At 40.2% G+C, this 20,975-nt stretch carries 16 protein-coding genes; 8 read left to right on the plus strand and 8 right to left on the minus strand.

The annotated features are described in order from the left end of the window. Positions 1-2 precede the first annotated feature (2 nt). A complete protein-coding gene (locus BVH02_RS15345) occupies positions 3-1,358 on the minus strand; it encodes a UDP-N-acetylmuramate--L-alanine ligase (protein WP_086502349.1) in 1,356 nt (451 codons plus the stop codon). Between the two features lie 335 nt (positions 1,359-1,693). On the opposite strand from BVH02_RS15345, the gene dnaB reads away from it, so the two are divergent. Next, positions 1,694-3,274 carry a replicative DNA helicase gene (gene dnaB / locus BVH02_RS15350; protein WP_086502350.1) on the plus strand — a complete coding sequence of 527 codons (1,581 nt, stop codon included), beginning with the start codon at positions 1,694-1,696 and terminating at the stop codon, positions 3,272-3,274. Between the two features lie 233 nt (positions 3,275-3,507). Beyond that, positions 3,508-4,506, plus strand: a complete 999-nt coding sequence (locus BVH02_RS15355; protein WP_086502351.1) for a zinc-binding dehydrogenase — start codon at positions 3,508-3,510, stop codon at positions 4,504-4,506. On the opposite strand, the gene BVH02_RS15360 is transcribed toward BVH02_RS15355, so the two are convergent. The 3 genes from BVH02_RS15360 to BVH02_RS15370 all read right to left on the minus strand — a co-directional run bounded on the left by BVH02_RS15360 (position 4,503) and on the right by BVH02_RS15370 (position 6,767). After that, positions 4,503-4,988, minus strand: a complete 486-nt coding sequence (locus tag BVH02_RS15360; RefSeq protein WP_086502352.1) for a hypothetical protein — start codon at positions 4,986-4,988, stop codon at positions 4,503-4,505. The genes BVH02_RS15355 and BVH02_RS15360 overlap by 4 nt on opposite strands. 128 nt (positions 4,989-5,116) lie before the next feature. Beyond that, positions 5,117-6,250 (minus strand): hypothetical protein, encoded by a 1,134-nt coding sequence (locus BVH02_RS15365; protein ID WP_086502353.1) that lies wholly within the window; start codon positions 6,248-6,250, stop codon positions 5,117-5,119. A 184-nt stretch (positions 6,251-6,434) separates the two neighbouring features. Then, positions 6,435-6,767: a tetratricopeptide repeat protein gene (locus tag BVH02_RS15370; protein WP_086502354.1), complete on the minus strand. Its 333-nt coding sequence runs from the start codon at positions 6,765-6,767 to the stop codon at positions 6,435-6,437. Positions 6,768-6,841: 74 nt separating this feature from the next. On the opposite strand from BVH02_RS15370, the gene BVH02_RS15375 reads away from it, so the two are divergent. From BVH02_RS15375 to BVH02_RS15395, 5 genes are all read left to right on the plus strand, one after another. Then, the gene (locus tag BVH02_RS15375; RefSeq protein ID WP_086502355.1) at positions 6,842-7,579 is read left to right on the plus strand and encodes an electron transfer flavoprotein subunit beta/FixA family protein; all 738 of its coding nucleotides are present in this window, start codon (positions 6,842-6,844) and stop codon (positions 7,577-7,579) included. A 34-nt stretch (positions 7,580-7,613) separates the two neighbouring features. Continuing rightward, complete coding sequence (locus BVH02_RS15380) at positions 7,614-8,582, plus strand: electron transfer flavoprotein subunit alpha/FixB family protein (protein ID WP_086502356.1); 969 nt, start codon at positions 7,614-7,616, stop codon at positions 8,580-8,582. Positions 8,583-8,588: 6 nt separating this feature from the next. Beyond that, positions 8,589-9,185, plus strand: a complete 597-nt coding sequence (locus BVH02_RS15385; RefSeq protein ID WP_086502357.1) for a bifunctional nuclease family protein — start codon at positions 8,589-8,591, stop codon at positions 9,183-9,185. Between the two features lie 383 nt (positions 9,186-9,568). After that, a complete protein-coding gene (locus BVH02_RS15390; RefSeq protein ID WP_086502358.1) occupies positions 9,569-10,855 on the plus strand; it encodes a NupC/NupG family nucleoside CNT transporter in 1,287 nt (428 codons plus the stop codon). Between the two features lie 36 nt (positions 10,856-10,891). Next, positions 10,892-11,302: a hypothetical protein gene (locus BVH02_RS15395; RefSeq protein WP_086502359.1), complete on the plus strand. Its 411-nt coding sequence runs from the start codon at positions 10,892-10,894 to the stop codon at positions 11,300-11,302. Positions 11,303-12,479: 1,177 nt separating this feature from the next. On the opposite strand, the gene BVH02_RS15400 is transcribed toward BVH02_RS15395, so the two are convergent. From BVH02_RS15400 to BVH02_RS15415, 4 genes are all read right to left on the minus strand, one after another. Next, positions 12,480-13,952 carry a M28 family peptidase gene (locus BVH02_RS15400; RefSeq protein ID WP_191278345.1) on the minus strand — a complete coding sequence of 491 codons (1,473 nt, stop codon included), beginning with the start codon at positions 13,950-13,952 and terminating at the stop codon, positions 12,480-12,482. A 204-nt stretch (positions 13,953-14,156) separates the two neighbouring features. Continuing rightward, the gene (locus BVH02_RS15405; RefSeq protein ID WP_086502361.1) at positions 14,157-14,864 is read right to left on the minus strand and encodes a pseudouridine synthase; all 708 of its coding nucleotides are present in this window, start codon (positions 14,862-14,864) and stop codon (positions 14,157-14,159) included. 147 nt (positions 14,865-15,011) lie between these two features. Then, complete coding sequence (mnmA, locus tag BVH02_RS15410; protein WP_086502362.1) at positions 15,012-16,226, minus strand: tRNA 2-thiouridine(34) synthase MnmA; 1,215 nt, start codon at positions 16,224-16,226, stop codon at positions 15,012-15,014. 298 nt (positions 16,227-16,524) lie between these two features. Continuing rightward, positions 16,525-17,199 carry an ROK family protein gene (locus BVH02_RS15415; protein ID WP_086502363.1) on the minus strand — a complete coding sequence of 225 codons (675 nt, stop codon included), beginning with the start codon at positions 17,197-17,199 and terminating at the stop codon, positions 16,525-16,527. 406 nt (positions 17,200-17,605) lie between these two features. On the opposite strand from BVH02_RS15415, the gene BVH02_RS15420 reads away from it, so the two are divergent. Next, positions 17,606-20,953 carry a transglutaminase family protein gene (locus tag BVH02_RS15420; protein ID WP_086502364.1) on the plus strand — a complete coding sequence of 1,116 codons (3,348 nt, stop codon included), beginning with the start codon at positions 17,606-17,608 and terminating at the stop codon, positions 20,951-20,953. Positions 20,954-20,975: the final 22 nt, after the last annotated feature.

Consider the following 20,975-nt stretch of genomic DNA (forward strand, 5'->3'; position numbering starts at 1 on the left):
GATTAGTTGAATTTAGCTTTAATCGGTTCTAGGTCCATTTTGTCATAGGATCCCGAACTCATTAAAAGTAGGTTGGAATTTGTATAGTCTTGCGCTAGAAGGTATTCTTTTAGACTGTTGCTATCAGTAAATAATTTTAAATCAGGTCGTTGGAAACCATCTCTTAGCGTTTCCTCGTCCATCAATTCTAGTTTTTTCAATGCTACTGCATGAGGATCAAGGTACACAATTGCTACATCTGCAGCTTCCATCGTCTTAGCGTAGTTAGGCAAAAACTCCTTATTAAGTGAAGAATAGGTGTGAAGTTCCTGCACGGCAATTAGCTTCCTGTTTGGGAATTGGTTCTTCACTGCCGACACAGTTGCTTTCAATTTGGATGGAGCGTGGGCAAAGTCGCGGAATAAGCTAGAGTTTTCTGTTTCCATCAAAAGCTCTTGACGCTTTGCTGCACCTTTAAAAGTTTGTATGCTTTTGTAAAACTGTTCTTTCGTAAGTCCCAAAGCTAGGCAAATGTCCATTGCACCCTGAAGATTCTGTAAGTTATGCTCTCCAAAAATGTAAATCGAAACTAATCCCTTCCCCGTTTCCAAAAATGTTTTTCCATCCTTAATAATCGCTGGATGAGCTTTATAAGCAGTTTTCTTTGCTGCAATATCACTTTTCTCCGCAGCTTCTTTCACCAGTGGATCCGCTTCGCAATAGATCAACTCACCAGCATCAGGCGTCAAATCCATCAATTTGCTAAACTGCTCTTTGTATTCGTCGAAGTCAGGAAATACATTGTAATGATCCCAAGCAATTCCGCTTACCAAAGCAATGTCATGCTTATAATGAAAGAACTTTGGCGTTCTGTCGAGCGGAGAAGTGAGGTATTCGTCACCTTCGATGATGATCACAGGCGCATCAGAAAGTTTTACCATCAGGTCGAAACCTTCAATCTGCGCCCCAACAAGATAATCGAAATCTACATTTTGATCCTTCAACACATGGAGAATCACAGAAGTAATAGATGTCTTGCCGTGTGAGCCAGCCACTATCACGCGCTTTTTGTTTTGACTTTGATTGAAGATAAATTCAGGGAATGAATAAACCGGAATTCCCAATTCCTGAGCTTTCACAAGCTCCGGATTGTCAATTCTAGCATGCATGCCTAGGATTATACCATCGAGGTCAGACGTAATTTTCTCAGGATACCAGCCGTATTCAGCAGGTAAAATTCCTGCTTTTTCTAATCTCGTTCGGGAAGGTTCGTAGATTTCATCGTCAGAGCCAGTTACCCGATAGCCTTTTTCTACAAGTGCCAGAGCTAGGTTGTGCATCACAGCTCCACCTACGGCTATAAAGTGATAGTTTTTCATTTGGAAAAATAATAGGTTGGAATTCTACTGTAAACTTAAAAATAATAATTGGCTGCTCGGAAGACTAGCAATTCTAATTCGAAAGTTTTTCTCTGAGTGGTATGATTCTTCTACTATGGAGTATGTCATTTTCATTGTAAAATCTGGAAATCTAAGCTCAATAAGCTTCAGTGTGGTTTCGGACGATTATATTTTAGCTTGTGTTTTGTGATTAAGAAAAGGCATTTATTAAAAATAATTATCGCTTTGAGGCTTGATTATTGAGTCTTTCAAATGTTGATAACTTGGGTAGAAGTTGTTCAAAACTCTTGCCTTTTTCCCAATACATTTGTTCTATGAACGAGAAAAGTAGCAATCCACGTATCACCCGTACTAAGCCAACTCACACAAATACGAACCAACTTGGTAAAGTTCCTCCGCAAGCCATTGAGCTTGAGGAAGCTGTGCTTGGAGCCTTGATGCTGGAGAAGGATGCGCTTACTAACGTGATAGATATTTTGAAGGTGGAGAGCTTTTACAAGGATGCTCATCAGGTAATTTTTCAGGCGATTTTGGATTTATTTACAGAAAGCCAGCCGATCGATTTGCTCACAGTTACTTCTCAGCTTCGCAAAAGTGGAACTTTGGAAATTGCTGGAGGAGCTTTCTACGTGACAGAATTGACATCTAAAGTTGCTTCTGCTGCCAATATTGAATACCACGCAAGGATTATCACCGAGCAATCCATTAAGCGTGAGATGATCAGAATTGCTTCCGATATTCAAAAAGATGCGTACGAGGAGACTACAGATGTTTTTGAATTGCTCGATAAAATGGAGCAGAACCTTTTTGAAATATCAGAAAAGAATATTAGAAAGAATTACTCAGACATGAAATCCATCATGCGAGAGGCGATCATAGAATTAGAAGCTAGAAAAGGCCAAAAGGATGGATTGACCGGCGTTCCATCTGGTTTGACTGCTTTGGATCGTGTGACGGCTGGTTGGCAAAAATCAGATTTGGTAATTATTGCAGCACGTCCTGCGATGGGGAAGACAGCATTCGTCCTCTCGGTATTGAGAAATGCGGCTGTAGATCATAATCGTCCTGTTGCGATTTTCTCTTTGGAGATGTCCTCCATTCAGTTAGTTAATCGTTTGATTTCATCCGAAGCTGAACTTGATTCAGAAAAAATTAAAAAGGGTTCTTTGGCCGAGCATGAGTGGGCTCAGTTGGTTCATAAGACGGCCAAACTCTCAAAAGCACCACTTTTCGTAGATGATACGCCTGCACTTTCAATCCTTGAGCTTCGTGCTAAATGTAGAAAGCTGAAGGCGCAGCACGATATTCAGATGATTGTAATTGATTATTTGCAGCTGATGTCAGGTGATTCTAAAGGTGGATTTGGAGGAAATAGAGAGCAGGAAATTGCAAGTATTTCCAGAGCGCTGAAGAAAATTGCAAAGGAACTGGAAGTTCCCGTGATAGCACTTTCTCAGCTTTCCAGAGCGGTGGAAACTAGAGGCGGAGATAAGCGACCTCAACTTTCAGATTTAAGGGAATCAGGAGCCATCGAGCAAGATGCAGATATGGTAATGTTCCTATATCGCCCAGAATATTATGGAATCACCGAGGATGAGGATGGTCATTCTACTCAAGGAGTTGGTGAAGTGATTATTGCCAAGCACAGAAATGGTTCATTGGACAATGTGAAACTTCGTTTCATTGGTAGATATACAAAGTTTCAGGATTTGGATGGCTTTGGAAATATGCAAGATCCACAAGGTGGAAACGCGGTTTACAGACCTACCTTCGCTGCACAATCAAGTGGGGTTTCTGAGTTTGATTCTGGAAATACTATCAAGCTTCAAAGTAAAGCCAATAGTGATGATGGAGAAGATTTATTAAATAGAAATAATTCAGAAGACGCATTTTAACCAATGCATTGCACCTAGAAGCCATTTAGCATATCTTTTCAGTTAACCTGACGGAAGGCTGGAGACCGGAGAAGGAAGATGGCGACTAATTTCAGATTAAATACTAAAATTCATGGTGCTTCGGTCACCATTCTACCGAAAGTTATAGTGAAGTATTGCCGGAGGCTAATCAAAGAATATGTGATTGGTGGCATAACTACAGATAATCTAATTTTTGACCAATAATTTTCCCCATGAAAGCAATTACTCTAGATAGTTCTCAGGATTCCAAATTACTTCTGACTGACGTTCAGTCACGAGCCTTGCTTCCGGGCGAGGTAAGAGTGCAGATTAAAGCGGCAGCTTTAAATCATCGCGATGAATGGTGCAGAAAGGGTTTGTACCCCAATCTGAAAGATGGAGTAGTTTTAGGTTCTGATGGAGCTGGAATAGTTGCTGAAATAGGAGAGGGAGTGGATTATGACTGGTTGCAAAAAGAAGTAATTATAAATCCAGCGTTGAATTGGGGAGCAAACCAAAAAGTTCAAAGCGAAGCATTTGAGATTTTAGGTATGCCGAGAAATGGCACGCTTGCTGAATCAGTCATTGTTCCGCTTGATAGATTGCATGAGAAACCAGCGCACTTAAGTTGGGAAGAAGCAGGTGCATTGCCGCTAGCAGGTTTGACAGCTTTCCGTGCACTTACTTTTCAAGGAGATCTTCAGGCCGGAGAAAACCTCTTAGTCACTGGTTTTGGTGGGGGTGTAGCTCAATTTGCAGTTCAGTTTGGATTGGCACTTGGGGCAAGAGTATCCACAAGTAGTAGCAGCCCTGAGAAATTGGAGAGGGCGAATGCGTTGGGCGTGGATTTCACGTTTAATTACATGGATCACAACTGGATTTCAAAAGCCTTTGAAGAGACAAATGGTTTTGATCTAATCGTAGATGGAGCTGTTGGTGACACACTAAATCATCTTATTGAAGTAGCTAAGCCTGGTGGGAAAATTGTTTTCTATGGAGCTACATTAGGTAATCCCAGCAAATTGATAGCTCGAAAAATATTTTGGAATCAGCTAAAAATCATGGGAACAACCATGGGTTCTGATCAGGACTTCATAAACATGCTTTCTTTGGTATGCGAAAAGAGAATTGTTCCGATTATCGATCAGGTTTTCAAATTTGATGAGGCAGAGGAAGCTTTTGATCGAATGCGTGATGGCAAGCAGACAGGGAAGATCGTATTGGTTCCTTAAATCTCCACGTAAGTTTCGCCAAATTCCTTCTTAGCTATTCGATAAATTTCATCTTTTTGAGTTGGAACAACTAGCATATCTCCAGATTTGAGTATCATACTATCTTTCCAAGGCGCTTGAAATTCCAATACTTTTGTGCTCCCCAAATCAGCCAAATGGCTGTCATCAACTCGAATTCCTAGTATTTCAACATTTGGCTGATAGCATCCCCAGCCTTGCTCCAGTGATTGGACCAAGGAATATTTCTTCTGGAAAGTTTCTGCTTTGACTAGATACAATTCATTGGTACTTGTTTGATTCTCAACCAGCCAATCGCCCGCTTCAGCTGTATTTTGTGTCTCATCACCATCAGAAGTTTTCGTAACCACCAACTGTCCAGGTTGGGCCTTCTTGGCACGAATCATACTTTTCTTTTTGTATCGCTTGCCACTTTTTTCCAAAAGAGGAAGAAAATGAGCTAACATTTCTTTTTGGGTGATCATTGCGTTGGAGGATTGGATTGAAAGGTCAAGATAAGAAAACGACTCAGAAACTTACTGCCTCAACTTCAAGTTTAGGATAGATTATATCATAGGTTAAACTGCCTGGTGGAGGCTAAATCAATGGGAGCTTAGTTACTGATTTTAAGTTTATAGATAGATGTTTTGTCTTCCGCTCCAAAGAAATTCTGATTTTTTAATGCAATAATTTCATCCTCAGAATTGTAAACACCATTAAACACCAGGCCTTTAGGTAGCTCTATATCTTTTTGCAAAAGAGAATCATTTCTATCAAATACAGCAGCAAATCTTGGAATACCATCAATAAAATTGCGCAATTCCTCGGCTTTCTCAGTGTCATATTGATTTAAGGTTTCATTCTTTTCACCTTTCGTATAGATCAAAATTGTGTAGTCAGACAAAGGATATAAGCTTTCTATTCTCCCAAAAAGATTAGGTGCTAGCTGTCGATTTAATAACCACGGTGTTTCGATTGGAACACCGACTACGTCCAATGCATCAGGTATCTCTAGGTCTACAGTTTTTACATAAATCACCTCATCCTCCTTTTCCTCATAAACATGATATTTTCGCTCTGCTCTCATATGGAGATACCATTTCCCATCTCTTTTAGCAATAGTGGGAAACATCCAACCATAATAGTTTCCATCCTCATAAATTGATCCAGGAGGAAATTCCATTGTATTGGAGACATCACCAGTCTTAGAGTCCAACACTTCCAAAAGTGGACTTTCATAGATTCGTTTGTAAAAAGCTGATTGGTCTTTATTTTCCGCCTCATCACGTTCTGGGCGGATATAGGAGTAATTCGTCCCCAGTTTGTAAGCAGAAAAACTTAACTCATTGAAATAATAATGTTCACGGGGTATTTCAATGCGATTAACCTCACCATCTGTATCGAATTGAAAAAGACCATTTCTTACATCCATTAAAGTTGCTTTACCATCCAAAAAACCTTTTCCAACTACCCAAGTGATAACGTTGGATTTGGCTGTTTGCACAGAAAATTGAGGTTGAGATTTGCCATCTTCATCAAAAAGAACAACATCATTAACATCAGAATCCAAGCCCAGATACAGACCAGATTCTGGATCAAAATCAAAAACATTCAGATTACCTAAATAATCCACCTGTATAGAATCTTGGATTTCAAGGTTAAATGACTTAGCTGAATTGTCAGCCGAATTTTCAGATGTACAACTGAAAACCGATGCAAGAATAATAATCAGGGCTAGATGTTTCATGATTTCAAGCTTAGTAACTAGTATTTCAATTTTTGTATTAAGATAGAAAGAAAATGAGTAAGCATTTCTAGCAGGAGAATCTTAATTACGAAGGATTAAAAAATTTGATCTAGATCATATAAGCACAAAAGGTTTTTCACGAACTTAAGCTGGTTTCAATCTTTTTTGACGCTAAAATTTCAACTTAATCTAGGTCGTTTTCAAAGAGAAAATTTTGATAGGCATTCTGTAATTCCTGTAGAGCTTTGGTGTTTTTTTCCACACGAGCTAGAACTATACCATTTTCAAAAATCACTTTTGATTGGGCTATTTCCCCCATTTCGGCATATAAATGAGCGGCGGGAAAGTAGGTGGCAAGGTAAGTTGGATGTTCAGCAAGCAATTTGGCAAAGAGTGAATATGCCTCATCTTGATCTGATTCTCGAAATTCTATTGCAAGTGCATACCAGTTAAAAGGGTTTTCTGGTTCCTCTTCGGTAAACTGTCGGAGTAGCTGTATCCTATCCAGATTGGTCATCAATAGTTTTTTTAATTAAGTCCTTACTGTTATTTTCACGAGAAATAAATCTAAAATAATCTAACACTAAACCAATGAAGATTCTTGTTTGTATCACCCACGTACCCGATACTACCTCCAAGATTCAGTTTACGGCCGACAATACCAAGTTCGATTCTACTGGAGTTCAATATATAATTGGCCCATACGATGACTATGCTTTGGCGCGCGCTGTGGAACTTAGAGATCAGGCAAGTGGAAAGTTAACAGTTTTAAATGTAGGAGAGGCGGATTCGGATCCGACTTTGAGAAAAGCATTGGCAATAGGTGCTGATGATGCAATCAGGGTTAATTCTGCTCCTAAGGATTCCTATTTCGTAGCTCAGCAGATAGCCCATTACGCCAAAGAAGGTGGATATGATTTGATTTTGATGGGTAGAGAATCTATTGACTTTAATGGAGGAATGGTTCATGGAATGGTGGGCGAATTGCTTGGCATACCTTCTTTTTCACCAGTTATGAAGTTAGATGTAGATGGATCATCTGTGAAAATGGCGAGAGAAATTGAAGGAGGGAAAGAAATGTTGGAAGCAACTCTTCCTCTAATTGCTGGCTGTCAGGAGCCGATTGCAGAATGGAAAATCCCAAATATGAGAGGAATCATGTCTGCTAGAACGAAGCCACTCACTGTGGTAGAGCCTGTTTCTCAGGACACGCAAGCTGAAGCGAGCAAGTATGAACTTCCTCCAGCTAAGGGCGCTGTTAAATTGGTCGATAAAGATAATGTGGCAGAACTAGTGAGGCTTTTGAAAAACGAAGCAAAAGTACTTTAGTATAAACCCATAACCTATTATAATTCAAGATATTATGTCAATTTTAGTATATATAGAACAAGCCGAGGGTAAGGTAAAAAAGACGAGCCTTGAGGCTGTTTCATTTGCAAATGCTCTAGCTGCACAGACTGGAGAGGGAGATGTGGTAGCCGTAGCACTCGGTACGATAAGTAAAGAAGAATTAGCTGCTGTAGGAAAAGCTGGCGCTTCCAAAGTACTACATGGAGCTGACAGTAAGTTGGATGCTGGAGTGATCCAAGCTCACGCTTCGGCTGTAGCTCAAGCATTTGGGCAAGTAGAAGCTAAAACTCTTGTGCTAGCCAAATCATCTTTAGGTGATGCGGTAGCAGCAAGACTAGCGATCAAATTGAAAGCTGGATTAGTTTCCAATGTCGTTGATTTGCCAAAAACTGATGGTGGATATATAGTCAAAAGAAGTATTTACACTGGAAAGGCTTTTGCCGAAACCACGGTGACTACCGAAAATAAAATTCTTGCAATCAAGAAGAATGCAATCGATTTAAAATTGGATGGAACTGATGCGCAAGTTGAAGAATTTGCAGTGTCCCTGAATGAGTCAGATTTTGCTTCTAAAATAACTTCCACAGAGCGCGCTACTGGAGACGTTCTTCTTCCAGAAGCTGATATCGTAGTTTCAGGCGGTAGAGGATTGAAAGGCCCTGAGAACTGGGGCATGGTGGAAGAAATGGCTAAAATACTTGGTGCGGCTACAGCGTGTTCAAAACCAGTTTCTGATCTAGGTTGGAGACCTCATCATGAGCACGTAGGTCAAACTGGTATAAAAGTCGCGCCTACTTTATACATAGCGATAGGAATTTCAGGAGCGATTCAACATCTTGCAGGGGTCAATTCCTCAAAGTGTATCGTCGTAATTAATAAAGATCCTGATGCGCCTTTTTTCAAAGCGGCAGATTACGGGATCGTAGGTGATGCATTTGAAATTGTACCAAAACTAAACGAAGCATTTAAAGCTGAATTATAAATTTTTGTGGAAAAACTCATAGAACTTGAGATTTTAGGACTTTCGTCTAATCACTCCCAATCGGGGTCATTTACCTTAGTACTTGGAGAGGTGAGTGGCGCTAGACGCTTGCCGATAGTAATCGGTATGTTTGAAGCTCAAGCAATTGCCTTGGAAATCGAAAAAATCGTTCCTAATCGTCCCATGACGCATGATTTGTTTAAATCTTTTGCGGCTGGATTCAATTTCGACATCGAAAGAATCGTGATCACTGATATGAAGGAGGGGGTTTATTATGCTAAAATTAAGTGTAAAAGCGACCAAATCGAATCTGATGTGGATGCACGCCCTTCTGATGCAATAGCGATAGCGATACGGTTTGGAAGTCCTGTTTATTGTACTGAAAAAGCTATGTCTGAAGGGGCCATTGAGCACTATGAGGTAGAACGAAAGGATGATGCTGATGAATCAAAACCAGCCACCCAAAAGTTCACCACTAAAAAAGAGCCTTCTCTGAAGGATTTTAGTTTGGATAAGCTTAATCAGATGCTTGACAAAGCGATTAATAACGAGGACTACGAGCGAGCAGCTCGGATCCGAGATGAAATAAACAAGAGAAACTAATACCAGTTAGAGCCCGAGATTATCTCGGGCTTTTTTTATAAAAAAAGAAATAACCTCAAAGGGCACAGCATTGATTTAGTTTAAGTATGAAGTTTCACATTAGCTAGCTCATACTAGTTCAACTGCGATTGCACTCTGATGACTGTACACTTATTACCTTTTGCTCTTGATAACAAATTCAAGTCAGTCCAGTTGTCCTGCTTCTCCAGAAGCTGGACTTTTAATAACTTAAACTACTTTTGTCAATATAACTGAATCCTGATCACTGAAAATTGATCACTTTTCTACCCCCTCATTTCTATTTCAACTGTATTCGCCGAAAGCAAGATTGTTTTCCGAGCAGGCGTTCCTTATTTTTAGGCCTTATTCGCAATAATTACTTAATGGAGTATTTAAGAGGAGTCTTTGGTCTGGCCGTCATCGTTTTGGTGGCTTTTGTTTTTTCAAGCAACAAGAAAAGTATCGACTGGAGATTAGTTGGAATTGGAATTCTCTTACAATTAGTTTTTGGATTTTTGATTACTCAAGTTCCTATTGTAGAAAGTGGATTTGCGATGGTTAGCCGAGGTTTTGTGAAGTTTCTGAGTTTTAGCCGTGATGGAGCATCCTTTATTTTTGGAGACCTTGCTGGAGACAGTTACGGTTTCATTTTCGCTTTCCAGGTACTTCCTACTATTATTTTCTTCTCTACAGTTTCCGCAGGATTATATTATTTAGGAATACTTCAGAAAGTTGTTTTTGGTATCGCCTGGGTGATGGCGAGAACGATGAGACTTTCAGGACCGGAGAGTTTGTCCGCAGCAGGAAATATTTTTCTGGGACAAACTGAAGCACCTTTGCTGGTGAGACCCTTTATCCCAACCATGAGTAAATCAGAACTAATGTGCCTGATGACAGGTGGAATGGCGACTATTGCCGGTGGAGTTTTGGCTGGGTATGTAGCTTTTCTGGGAGGTGACAGTTTGGAGGAGCAAAGTAAATTTGCAGCATATTTACTTGGAGCAAGTATTATGAATGCCCCGGCAGCGATTGTGATGTCCAAGATGTTTATTCCTGAGGTAGAGAAGGAACGAACGGCCGCTAAGCTTGAAGTGAATGAAGAAGCGATGGGAGTAAATCTGATCGATGCGATGTCGATTGGTGCTTCTGAAGGTTTGAAATTAGCGTTGAATGTTGGAGCTATGCTTTTAGCGTTTATAGCCGTCATCGCTGCAATCAATTTTCTTTTGATGGGGATTGTGGGTGACATCACAGGATTGAATGAATTTGTAGTGAATAGCACAGGTGGCCAGTTTAAGGGCTTTTCTTTGGAATATCTTTTTGGCCAAGTCTTTAGATTGTTTGCTTGGGTGATCGGAGTGGAGTGGGCTGATACGCTCCAGGTGGGTTCTTTACTTGGACAAAAGACCGTTATCAATGAATTTGTGGCTTATTTGAGCCTTTCAGAAATGAAGGAAATGGGAAGTCTAAGTCCAAAGTCGATTGTGATAGCAACCTATGCACTTTGTGGTTTTTCTAACTTCAGTTCAATTGCAATTCAGTTAGGAGGTATTGCCATCATCGCACCAAATCAACAAGCAAATATTAGCAGACTAGGCTTGAAGTCATTGCTTGCAGCATCGCTTGCTTGCTTGATGACGGCTACGATTGCTGGGATGTTGTTTGGGTAGCTTCACTTTCAATATGCAATTTTTAAAGCTTTAATTATGAATAAACTTTTCGTTATAGAAATTGTGAAATCAGATAACTATGAGGGAATTGTAAAATTCAGCAATTCAAGAGGGAATTCTATATATGCGAATTTTTGGGGACAAGATTTTGAAATCGGAAAATCTTACATGGTTGAATTTTCTCATTTGGAATATTCATTAAGGTGGGAGGAAGTTTTCAGTGAAAATATAAACAAACAATGTAAAATTGACCAAGCTGAAAATCAAACTGCATATAATTGTTATGGGATAATCGAGTCTATAAATCCGACGGTTGCTGACTTCGGAGATTTGAAACTTTCAATTGGCGAGTTATCAAACGACCAAAAAATAGTCGATGAATTTATTTATTGGAAAATATTCCGACTTGATGTCTTTCAAATTTTGGAGCTGAATGATTTACATTGAAATTCATTTAAAATTTTGTGTTTTTCTTGAATCATAATAATAACACCCACAGTATTTGAAAAAAATAGGCGGATAATCGATTTTATCATAACCCAACTTACCGCCTTTTACTTTTTACCTATTTTAAGAATTGCAACTTACAATTCATACATTTTTTTAGATATACCGATCGTGCCTTTGACACTCATATTTATCTATAAATTTGACTAAACCCCGAATTTCGCTTCGCTGTATTTGGGGCTATTATGGGAATTGCCGTTGGCAATTTCTCGGGATCTGAATTAGATTATAGTTCTGAAAATCTAAAAATGATTAGGGTATTGTTTTGTGCCAACGGCACAACCAGTAACAGCCCAGAATGAAATTCTGGGTTAAAAAATATCTGATGGTTCTCTAGAGTGCCAAAGGCACGATCCATATTCCATGTAAAATCCGACTCTTCATCCCTCCATTAAAATAAGAGGTAAAAAATATCTTGTATTTACATCTCACTTTTCACCTCGAACTTCTTACAACTTACAAGAAAGTATTTCGCTTAGAGTCCCAGCCCTGACGAGCAGGGCTTTGGTATTCAGGGCTTTCAGCCCTATTATTCAAAGTCATCAGTTTTTAGTTTCTGAGGGATTCCTCGTGTTCAATTTCACTATTACCTCATACAAGAATTACTACTTAGAAATGAAACAATTTTAGATATACCGATCGTGCCTTTGGCACTCGTATTTATCTATAAACTTGACTAAACCCCGAATTGCGCTTCGCTGTATTCGGGGCTTTTATGGTAATTGCCGTTGGCAATTTCTCGGGATCTGAATTAGATCACAGTTTTGATAATCCAAAATGATAAGGTTTTCGTCTTGTGCCAACGTTACAACCAGTAACAGCCCAGAATGAAATTCTGGGTTATAAAATATCTGATGGTTTTCCAGAGTGCCAACGGCACGATCAGTGTCATGATTCAACTACAGGTGAGAGAAACTAGCTGAGGTACGACAATTAAAACTATCCCTGAAAGAATTCAACAACATTACCCTTTGCGCTTTCTTTGTGATCTTCGTGGCTAAAAATAGAAATCTATCAAAAAAGGTGGTAAATGGAATTCATCAGAACCCAACTTACCACCTCTCACTTTTTACCTCTTACAAGAATTACAACTTACAAATCTTACGATTTACAAACTTTACTTATCCCCGTAAAGCTTTTTCCCTGCTTCCTGGTACTTATCACCAGCAACCCACATTGGCTGCTCTTTGTTGTTCGCGATGTTTTGCGCAGCTAGGATAAATGACTTCCAATAAAGGGTCACATAATCCAAATCCATGGAATCCACGTGATCCCCAGCTTTGTGATAATACTTGTTAATCTCATCATCAAAAGCAGTGAATCCTAAACTGAAGGTAGGAGCGGGGATGCCTTCTTTGGCGAAGTTCACATTATCCGATCTATCGTAAAGTCCCTGCTCTGGAGCTGGATCAGCAATTGCTTTCAGTCCAAAATCAGAAACAGCTTCCGATACTAAGTCATCAGCAGTTGTTCTTCCCAAACCAATCACGGTAATGATAGATGTGTCATTGTAACCAGCACCATCGATATTCAGATTGTAAATGATTTGATTTAATGGAATTAGGGGATTGCTTGCAAAATATCCACTACCCAACAATCCTTTTTCCTCAGCTGTCCAAAGCGCTAAAAGTATAGATCTTTTTGGAGGGTTTTTGGCAAAAAACTTAGCTGCATTCATTACAGCTACTGTTCCCACAGCATTGTCACGAGTTCCGTTGTAAATGGAATCTCCACTTGCATCTGGTGTCCCAATTCCCACATGATCGTAATGCGCAGACAGCATCACAAATTCATTTTTTAGTGTTTTGTCCGTTCCCTCGATCCAGGCAAGCACATTTTTCCCTTCAACAGGTGTATTTTTTTTGCCTTCAATGGAAAGAGAAGCCTCCACCTTTCCGGCAGTTAATTGATTTTTAAAGGTGTTTTTCACATCCTCTATCCAGATATATGGCATTTTGCTTGATTCTCCATTATCAACGACCATCTGAGTGCGATTCAAATAATTGGAAATCAAAGGCCATGGAATAGATGGAATGTTAAATCGTTCGATCACTCCAATAGCACCTGCAGCTTCTGCAAGTTTAGCTTTCTCAGCACCCAAGCTGAACAAATCAGCAGGACTCATTCGGTCTGGAGCACCTACATTTGTCAACAAGATTTTACCTTTCAGGTCTTTTCCTTCCAGATCTGCGGCCATTCCAAACCCTACATCTACCAACTCATATTTCCCAGAAATAGCACCTCCATTAATTACAAGCATGTTTTTTCCTTGAGAATAAACCGAATCTCTCAATTTTATTTCTCCTTTGGTAGGAGGCGATGACATTATAAAAGGAATGTTTTGAAAAAAGCCATCTCCTCCAGGAACTGGCTTTGCACCAGCAGATTCTAGTTGCTTGGCGATGAAATCATAGGCAAGTGCCATCTCAGGAGTGCCAGGATCTCTACCTTTCAGTTCATCAGATGCTAGGTAAGTCAGTTCAGAAATTGCTGCTTTTTCATTGAATTTCTTGTCAATTTTCTTCTTTTGAGCCTCAGCTACAAAAGTCACGGATAGTAAAAGGCTAAGGCCTAAAAGTGATTTCTTCATAGGGTTTATAAATTGTGGATTTTTGAATATATGATTATCCGCTTGTTACTAGCAACCATTAGTTTTAATTGACGGGAGACAGAAGACAGGAGACCGAAGTGGCCTGAAACATAGAATAAAATTATTCGAATTTGAGTTTGCTTTTTTAATGTCAGAAAAGCGGATTTGACTACTAAAGTATTTAAATTTTGGGAAATGGCGATCCTATTCCTTTAGATGAAGGGCTGTCCATCCTAAATCAGTGATGGTTTTTTGGAAATGGCCTGGAAGCTCAGCTCGTACGATGAGAGTTTCTTTCAAAATAGGGTGGGTAAACTCAAGTTGTCTCGCATGCAAAAGCAAGTTTTCCATTCCAAATTGTTTCTCGAAAAACTGGTTCTGCTTATTGTCTCCATGCTTCCTATCCCCCAAAATATAGTGTCGTATATGTGCCAAATGCCGACGGATCTGATGAGTTCGACCAGTTTCAGGTTTCAATTCAAGCAAACTATAGCGGCTTGTCGGGTACCTTCCAGTGGTGTCAAACGGGATCTCACCTTCCTCTAAAACTTTATAATGTGTTTGCGCTTCCTGCAGTTTGTTTGAGCGCTCACTTGTGAGTGGATGGTCAATTAGAGCTGATCTGATAGCAGGAATCCCACGAACTATCGCCAAATAAGTTTTCTGCACAGATCGATCAGCAAATTGCTGTTTCAGCATGGGCAGAATATCTTCTTTTTTGGAGAAAAGTAAAACCCCACTCGTAGGTCTGTCCAAGCGATGTACAGGATATACATGCTGCCCAATTTGATCACGGAGCATTTGCAAGGCAAAAACAGTTTCCTCTGCTGCGATGGAAGTTCGGTGAACCAACAGTCCCGAAGGCTTATTAATTGCGATAATAAAATCGTCTTCGAAAAGTATTTCTAACACAGGGGAATTTAAAATGGAATAATTTAAAATTGAAAATGAATGAGTAGTGAAAGAGGCTAATGAATTGAACTGAAGGTTTCAAATTTCATTAGCCTCATATTCCGATAGCTTTCGGAACGTAAATCCTAAATCAAAATTCTGAACTTATTAGAATATCGTCCCCGAACCAATACATTCCTCACCATCATACCAAGCCACAAACTGACCTGAAGCCACACCTTTTTGAGGCTGTTCGAAGATGACATAGAGACCATTTTCTTTTTGGATAAGCGTGGCTCCACTTAGCGGTTGACGATAGCGAATGCGGGCTTCGTATCTGGCAGTTTCGCCAAGATTGAGCTTTAGATCCTCACGGATCCAATGGATCTCGTCAGTTTTCACGAAAAGCCCATCTCGAAGTAGTCCAGGATGTGTTTCTCCCAAACCTGTGTAAATCACATTTTCAGTGGTATCGGTAGAGATCACAAATAGTGGTTTGCCAGTGCCACCAACATGAAGCCCTTTTCTTTGGCCGACAGTGAAGTAATGCGCTCCATTATGCTCAGCCAACACTTTTCCCTGATCCTGAGAATAATGGATAGGTAGAGAAATGGCATCCAAAGCTTCCTGATCGTAATCTTCAGGAGAGATTCCCGCTGGGATTTGTTGTTTTTGATAGATTGCTAAGTCCTCAGGGATCTGTATGATTTGCCCTTTTTTAGGTTTTAGCTGCTGCTGAAGAAAATCAGGTAATCTAACTTTACCTATAAAGCAAAGTCCTTGACTGTCTTTCTTGTCAGCAGTAATTAAGTCCATTTCTTTGGCCTTTGCCCTTACATCTGGCTTTTGCATATGCCCAATTGGAAAGAGCGCTTTTGCTAACTGACTTTGATTCAATTGACACAGGAAATAACTCTGATCTTTGTTTGGATCGGCTCCTGCAATTAATTGATAGGTTGTTTTGCCATCAGCACCCATAGTTTCGCCTTTTTGGCAATAGTGTCCAGTAGCCACAAAATCAGCTTTTAACTTCTCTGCGGCTTTCAGGAAAATATCGAATTTGATTTCTCTGTTGCAAAGGATATCTGGGTTGGGAGTTCTGCCGGCTTTGTATTCGGCAAACATATAATCCACGATTCTATCCTTGTATTCTTCGCTGAGATCGATTGCTTGAAATGGAATACCTAGTTTTTCTGCCACCAGCATTGCATCGGTGGAATCTTCCATCCAAGGGCAATCATTAGATATGGTGACGGATTCATCGTGCCAGTTCTTCATGAACATCCCGATGACTTCGTAGCCTTGCTCGATTAGCAATTGAGCGGCGACGGAACTATCGACCCCTCCAGAGAGGCCGACTACTACTCTTTGTCTTGTCTTCATGTGCTGTAATAGGTAATGGATTCAAGGTCCATTAGGTTACAATGTGTTCAGAACAGCATTTCTTGCGAAAATGGTTCTAATTGGGACAAAGGTAAGGTAAATCTATTTTTCTGCGACCTAGTTTGATGATCTCAAAACAATAGGTCGTTCGAGATGACACAAACGACTGCATAGGCATGCTATCATTTAGTTTTTAGATCTATGCTACCCCTTCCAAGGGTAATTACTTCATTGTAATTTCGTACTAAGTCTTTGCGCTTTCTACATGGCTAGAAAAAATATTTGCAGTTATAAAACCTTACAACTTGAAATCCTCTTCCCAGAATTTGAAACCACCTTTGAAAGCATTCTCGTTGGTTCCCAATCTGCATCCTTCAGGAATAGTGGTTAATAACTTGGAATTTCCGCCACCCAAGAGAATATCATCTGGCTGAAATGCTGCTCGGAAGTGCTCTACCATTTTTAGCACGTTTTTTTCCCATCTTTTTGTACCGCTTTTGGTCAGGTATTCCTTTCCAACATACTCTTCGAATGTCTTTTTCTTGAAGGGAAGATGTCCGCCTTCTATAGGTAAGATGGTGTTGTGTATGACCATTGCAGTACCGAGGCCAGTTCCTAAACCGAGAAAAAGTAACTTTTTCCCCTCATAACTTCCAAGAGCCTGCATGGCAGCATCATTAATAAATTTTATTGGGAGATTGAATGCAGCTTGAAAATCAAATTTATTCCAGCCTTCTCCAAGGTTTACAGGTTCTGAGACTATTCGATTTTCTTTGACCACTCCTGGGAATCCCATCGTGATCATGTCGTAATCCCAATGAGAAGCATTTTCTTTTACTAATTCAACCAACTCCTCGGGCTTGAAATCTGCTCCAGATGGGATTTTAATTCTTTCTGCGGCACCTGTTGCCAGGATTTTAATGTTTGAACCCCCTATATCGATTACGAGGATTTTCTTTTTGGTTTTTTCCATTCATTGAAACTAATTAGAAATGTTTACTTACAGAAGAAGAAATTGAATCAATTGTTAATTATTATGATTTATGGTAATTATTTTAATAGCCTTATTTCCCTTGGTTAAGGGGCTGGAAGACCGAAGACCGATGACCGAAGCCACATCAATTATAGAGTTATTCAATCCTTCTTTTACTTCAAACTCTTTAGAGTTAAATAAATTACATACATAAAAATTTTGCCTTGAACTTCCCTTGCGCTTCGGTAAATATTTTTTTTGGCTGAAATGATTTTTCTTTAATCAAATGCTGTGTTCTCTCATTTCTTACTTTAAATTACAAGTATTACATACATCTCAGATGATTCAAATTATTTTCATGTGAGGATTAATTTGACCTTTTTCTACCAGAATATTCTATCTAGCCATGTCAATTAAAGTTGCTATCCGGCACTATACCAAATACGAGTACGATCGCCACATTGCACTTAGTGCCCAAGTTATTCGCTTGCGTCCGGCACCTCATTCACGCACTCACATTAAAGGCTATTCTTTAAATATCAAGCCTGAAAATCATTTCATCAACTGGCAGCAAGATCCATTCGGCAATTATTTAGCAAGGATAGTTTTTCCAGAAAAAGTAAAATTCTTTGAGATCGATGTGGAAGTGATCGCCGATATGGTTGTGATTAATCCTTTTGATTTTTTTGTGGAAGAGTATGCTGATAAGTTTCCCTTTGTCTATGATGAAAGTGTAAAGCAGCAGCTGGGGCCGTATTTGGAGCTGAAAGAGTCCGATGCTTTGTTAATGAAGTTGGTCGAAAAGGCTAAAGCTTTGATCACAAAGGATATTATCACAGTGGATTACCTGGTTGCTATTAATGCTATGATCAATCAGGAACTTCGCTACAATGTGCGGATGGAGCCTGGCGTACAATCCTGTGAAGAGACGCTGAACATCGGCTCAGGATCATGTCGTGACTTTGCCTGGCTATTTGTGCAGGTTTTACGTCATGTGGGATTGGCATCTAGATTCGCTTCTGGGTATTTGGTTCAATTGAAATCTGATGAGAAATCACTCGATGGGCCATCAGGACCAGAGGAAGATTTTACGGATCTGCATGCGTGGACTGAAGTATATGTGCCAGGAGCAGGATGGATAGGATTAGATTCGACTTCAGGTTTATTTGCTGGAGAAGGGCATATTCCGCTTGCTTGTACCCCAAGTCCTCAGGATGCAGCTCCGATTTCTGGGATGTCGGAACCTACGGAAACTGAGTTTTTCTTCAAAAATGAGGTGACTAGGATCGAAGAAACTCCCCGGGTGACCAAACCTTATTCAGAAGAGCAATGGGAGAAAATACTCGCAGTTGGAGATCTAGTGGATGAAGATTTAGAAGCCAACGACGTGAGGCTGACTATGGGAGGAGAGCCTACTTTTGTGTCTGTGGATAATCAGGACGCTCCTGAATGGAATACAGACGCTGACGGAGAACATAAGCGAAGTCTTTCCAATACACTTTTTCATAAGCTAAAAGGAGAATTCGGAGCAGGTGCGCTGATGCAATATGGTCAGGGGAAATGGTATCCAGGCGAACCTTTGCCGCGATGGAAACTTGCTTGCATCTGGAGAAAGGACGGTAAACCCATGTGGCACAACGATGCTTTGATGGCAGATTTGTCGAAGGATTATGAAATGGTTGATACCGATGCGGAGAGGTTTATGTCTGAATTGGTTTTGCAGCTTAATCTTGACAAAAGCAATTTGACGCCTTTGTATGAGGATCCATTCTATTTTATTTGGCAGGAAGGGAAAGTTCCAGTAAATATAGATCCCTATAAATACGATCTGAAATCGCCTCTTGAGCGTCAGAAATTAGCTGAACTCCTAAATGAAGGCTTAGATAAACCAGTCGCATTTACTATTCCTTTGGAATGGGATACAGAAGAAATCTTATGGCAAAGTTGCAAATGGGAATTCAGAAGGAAAGATTTGTTTTTGGTGCCGGGGAATTCGCCTGCGGGATTGAGACTGCCTTTAGATTCTATTGAGTTTACTCCTCCAGAAGAAGAACCACTCAAGCCAGAAACGGACTTATTTGCTGAGGTTTCTGCTTTACCAGATTCATCAGTTAAGGCAACTTCTTTTAAAACAGCTCCAAAGAATTCAGAGCGTATTTTCAAGACTTCCTTAGTGGTAGAAGTAAGAGAAGGAAAACTCTTTATCTTCTTTCCACCACTCAATAGAATTGAGAATTACCTTGATTTGGTGTCTGCGGTAGAGCGTACTGCAGAAAAGTTGGGAATCCTGATTTTGATTGAAGGATATGATCCCCCATCTGATAAGCGAATCGAAAAGATGATGATTACTCCAGATCCCGGGGTAATAGAGGTGAATGTTCAGCCAGCTAAAACCTGGAAAGAGGTTACTCACAATTATGCTGTGATCTATGAGAAAGCCCGCGAATCCCGTCTGATTAGCGAGAAATTCAACGTGGACGGTAAGCATACTGGAACTGGTGGTGGAAATCACATTACCCTTGGCGGGTCTTCTCCAGAGAATAGCCCTTTGCTAAGAAGACCTGATGTGTTAAAGAGTTTTATTACTTATTGGCAGCATCACCCAGCTTTGTCCTACCTATTTTCTACCCAATTCATCGGACCTACCAGTCAGGCTCCAAGAGTGGATGAGGGAAGGGACGATATGCTTTATGAGCTAGAATTAGCTTTTCAGCAGGTTCCTAATGGCAAGGAGAATGAGATTCCTTTTTGGATGGTTGACCGTGTTTTCAGAAACTTACTGGTGGACATTACGGGAAATACGCACAGAGCGGAGTTTTGTATTGATAAATTGTATTCACCGGATTCTAGCACAGGTCGCCTTGGGATTCTAGAATTCAGAGGATTTGATATGCCTCCGCATTATCGGATGAGCATGGTGCAATTGCTATTGATTCGTGCATTGATGAGCTGGTTTTGGAAAACTCCATACGATCATAAACTCGTACGATGGGGGACTTCTCTTCATGATAAATTTTTGCTTCCACACCACTGTGAAAAGGATATGGCTGAGGTGGTCAACGATTTGAAAGGTGCTGGGTACGATTTTGATCTTTCGTGGTTTGATCCGTTTTTCTCTTTCCGTTTTCCTTTTATAGGGGAGCTACAAGTGGATGATATTCATATAGATATGAAGATGGCTATCGAGCCATGGCATGTGTTGGGAGAGGAGATTTCCAGTACTGGAACGGCTCGCTATGTAGATTCTTCTTTGGAGAGACTTCAAGTGAAAATCTCAGGATTAACAGATTCTCGTTATCATCTGCTCTGCAACGGACATAGAATTCCTTTGAAGAACACTGGTGTACAGGGTGAGTTTGTCGCTGGCATCCGATACAGAGCGTGGCAGCCTTATTCTGCTTTGCATCCGACTATTGGCATTGATACACCCTTGGTGATTGATTTGTATGATACTTGGACTAAAAAGTCTGTGGCAGCTTGCCAATATCATGTGGTACACCCAGGAGGCAGGAGCTACGATAATTTTCCTATAAACAGCAATGAAGCGGAATCCCGTAGGATTTCGCGGTTTTTTGACTTTGGCCACACGATCAATTCCTCACCAAATGCACCCAAGACCGCTGTGCAGGAAGATAAGACGTCAGGCAGGTATATTACTAAAATGAATTTGAAAGCAACTTATGATGAATCTCCTGAGATCGTTAATCCTGAATTCCCATATACAATGGATCTCAGACGGTATAAAAAACGCTAATTGTTTATTATTTAAACCTCAT

Source organism: Algoriphagus ratkowskyi, assembly GCF_002150505.1.
GTDB lineage: Bacteria > Bacteroidota > Bacteroidia > Cytophagales > Cyclobacteriaceae > Algoriphagus > Algoriphagus ratkowskyi.

Bases quoted from the DNA above. Each gene is read 5' to 3' on its own strand.
- BVH02_RS15380 (WP_086502356.1), top strand. From the start codon at position 7,614: ATGTCAATTTTAGTATATATAGAACAAGCCGAGGGTAAGGTAAAAAAG.
- BVH02_RS15360 (WP_086502352.1), bottom strand. From the start codon at position 4,988: ATGATCACCCAAAAAGAAATGTTAGCTCATTTTCTTCCTCTTTTGGAA.
- BVH02_RS15395 (WP_086502359.1), top strand. From the start codon at position 10,892: ATGAATAAACTTTTCGTTATAGAAATTGTGAAATCAGATAACTATGAG.
- BVH02_RS15415 (WP_086502363.1), bottom strand. From the start codon at position 17,199: ATGGAAAAAACCAAAAAGAAAATCCTCGTAATCGATATAGGGGGTTCA.
- dnaB (WP_086502350.1), top strand. From the start codon at position 1,694: ATGAACGAGAAAAGTAGCAATCCACGTATCACCCGTACTAAGCCAACT.
- mnmA (WP_086502362.1), bottom strand. From the start codon at position 16,226: ATGAAGACAAGACAAAGAGTAGTAGTCGGCCTCTCTGGAGGGGTCGAT.
- BVH02_RS15355 (WP_086502351.1), top strand. From the start codon at position 3,508: ATGAAAGCAATTACTCTAGATAGTTCTCAGGATTCCAAATTACTTCTG.
- BVH02_RS15390 (WP_086502358.1), top strand. From the start codon at position 9,569: ATGGAGTATTTAAGAGGAGTCTTTGGTCTGGCCGTCATCGTTTTGGTG.
- BVH02_RS15375 (WP_086502355.1), top strand. From the start codon at position 6,842: ATGAAGATTCTTGTTTGTATCACCCACGTACCCGATACTACCTCCAAG.
- BVH02_RS15365 (WP_086502353.1), bottom strand. From the start codon at position 6,250: ATGAAACATCTAGCCCTGATTATTATTCTTGCATCGGTTTTCAGTTGT.
- BVH02_RS15420 (WP_086502364.1), top strand. From the start codon at position 17,606: ATGTCAATTAAAGTTGCTATCCGGCACTATACCAAATACGAGTACGAT.
- BVH02_RS15400 (WP_191278345.1), bottom strand. From the start codon at position 13,952: ATGAAGAAATCACTTTTAGGCCTTAGCCTTTTACTATCCGTGACTTTT.
- BVH02_RS15345 (WP_086502349.1), bottom strand. From the start codon at position 1,358: ATGAAAAACTATCACTTTATAGCCGTAGGTGGAGCTGTGATGCACAAC.
- BVH02_RS15370 (WP_086502354.1), bottom strand. From the start codon at position 6,767: ATGACCAATCTGGATAGGATACAGCTACTCCGACAGTTTACCGAAGAG.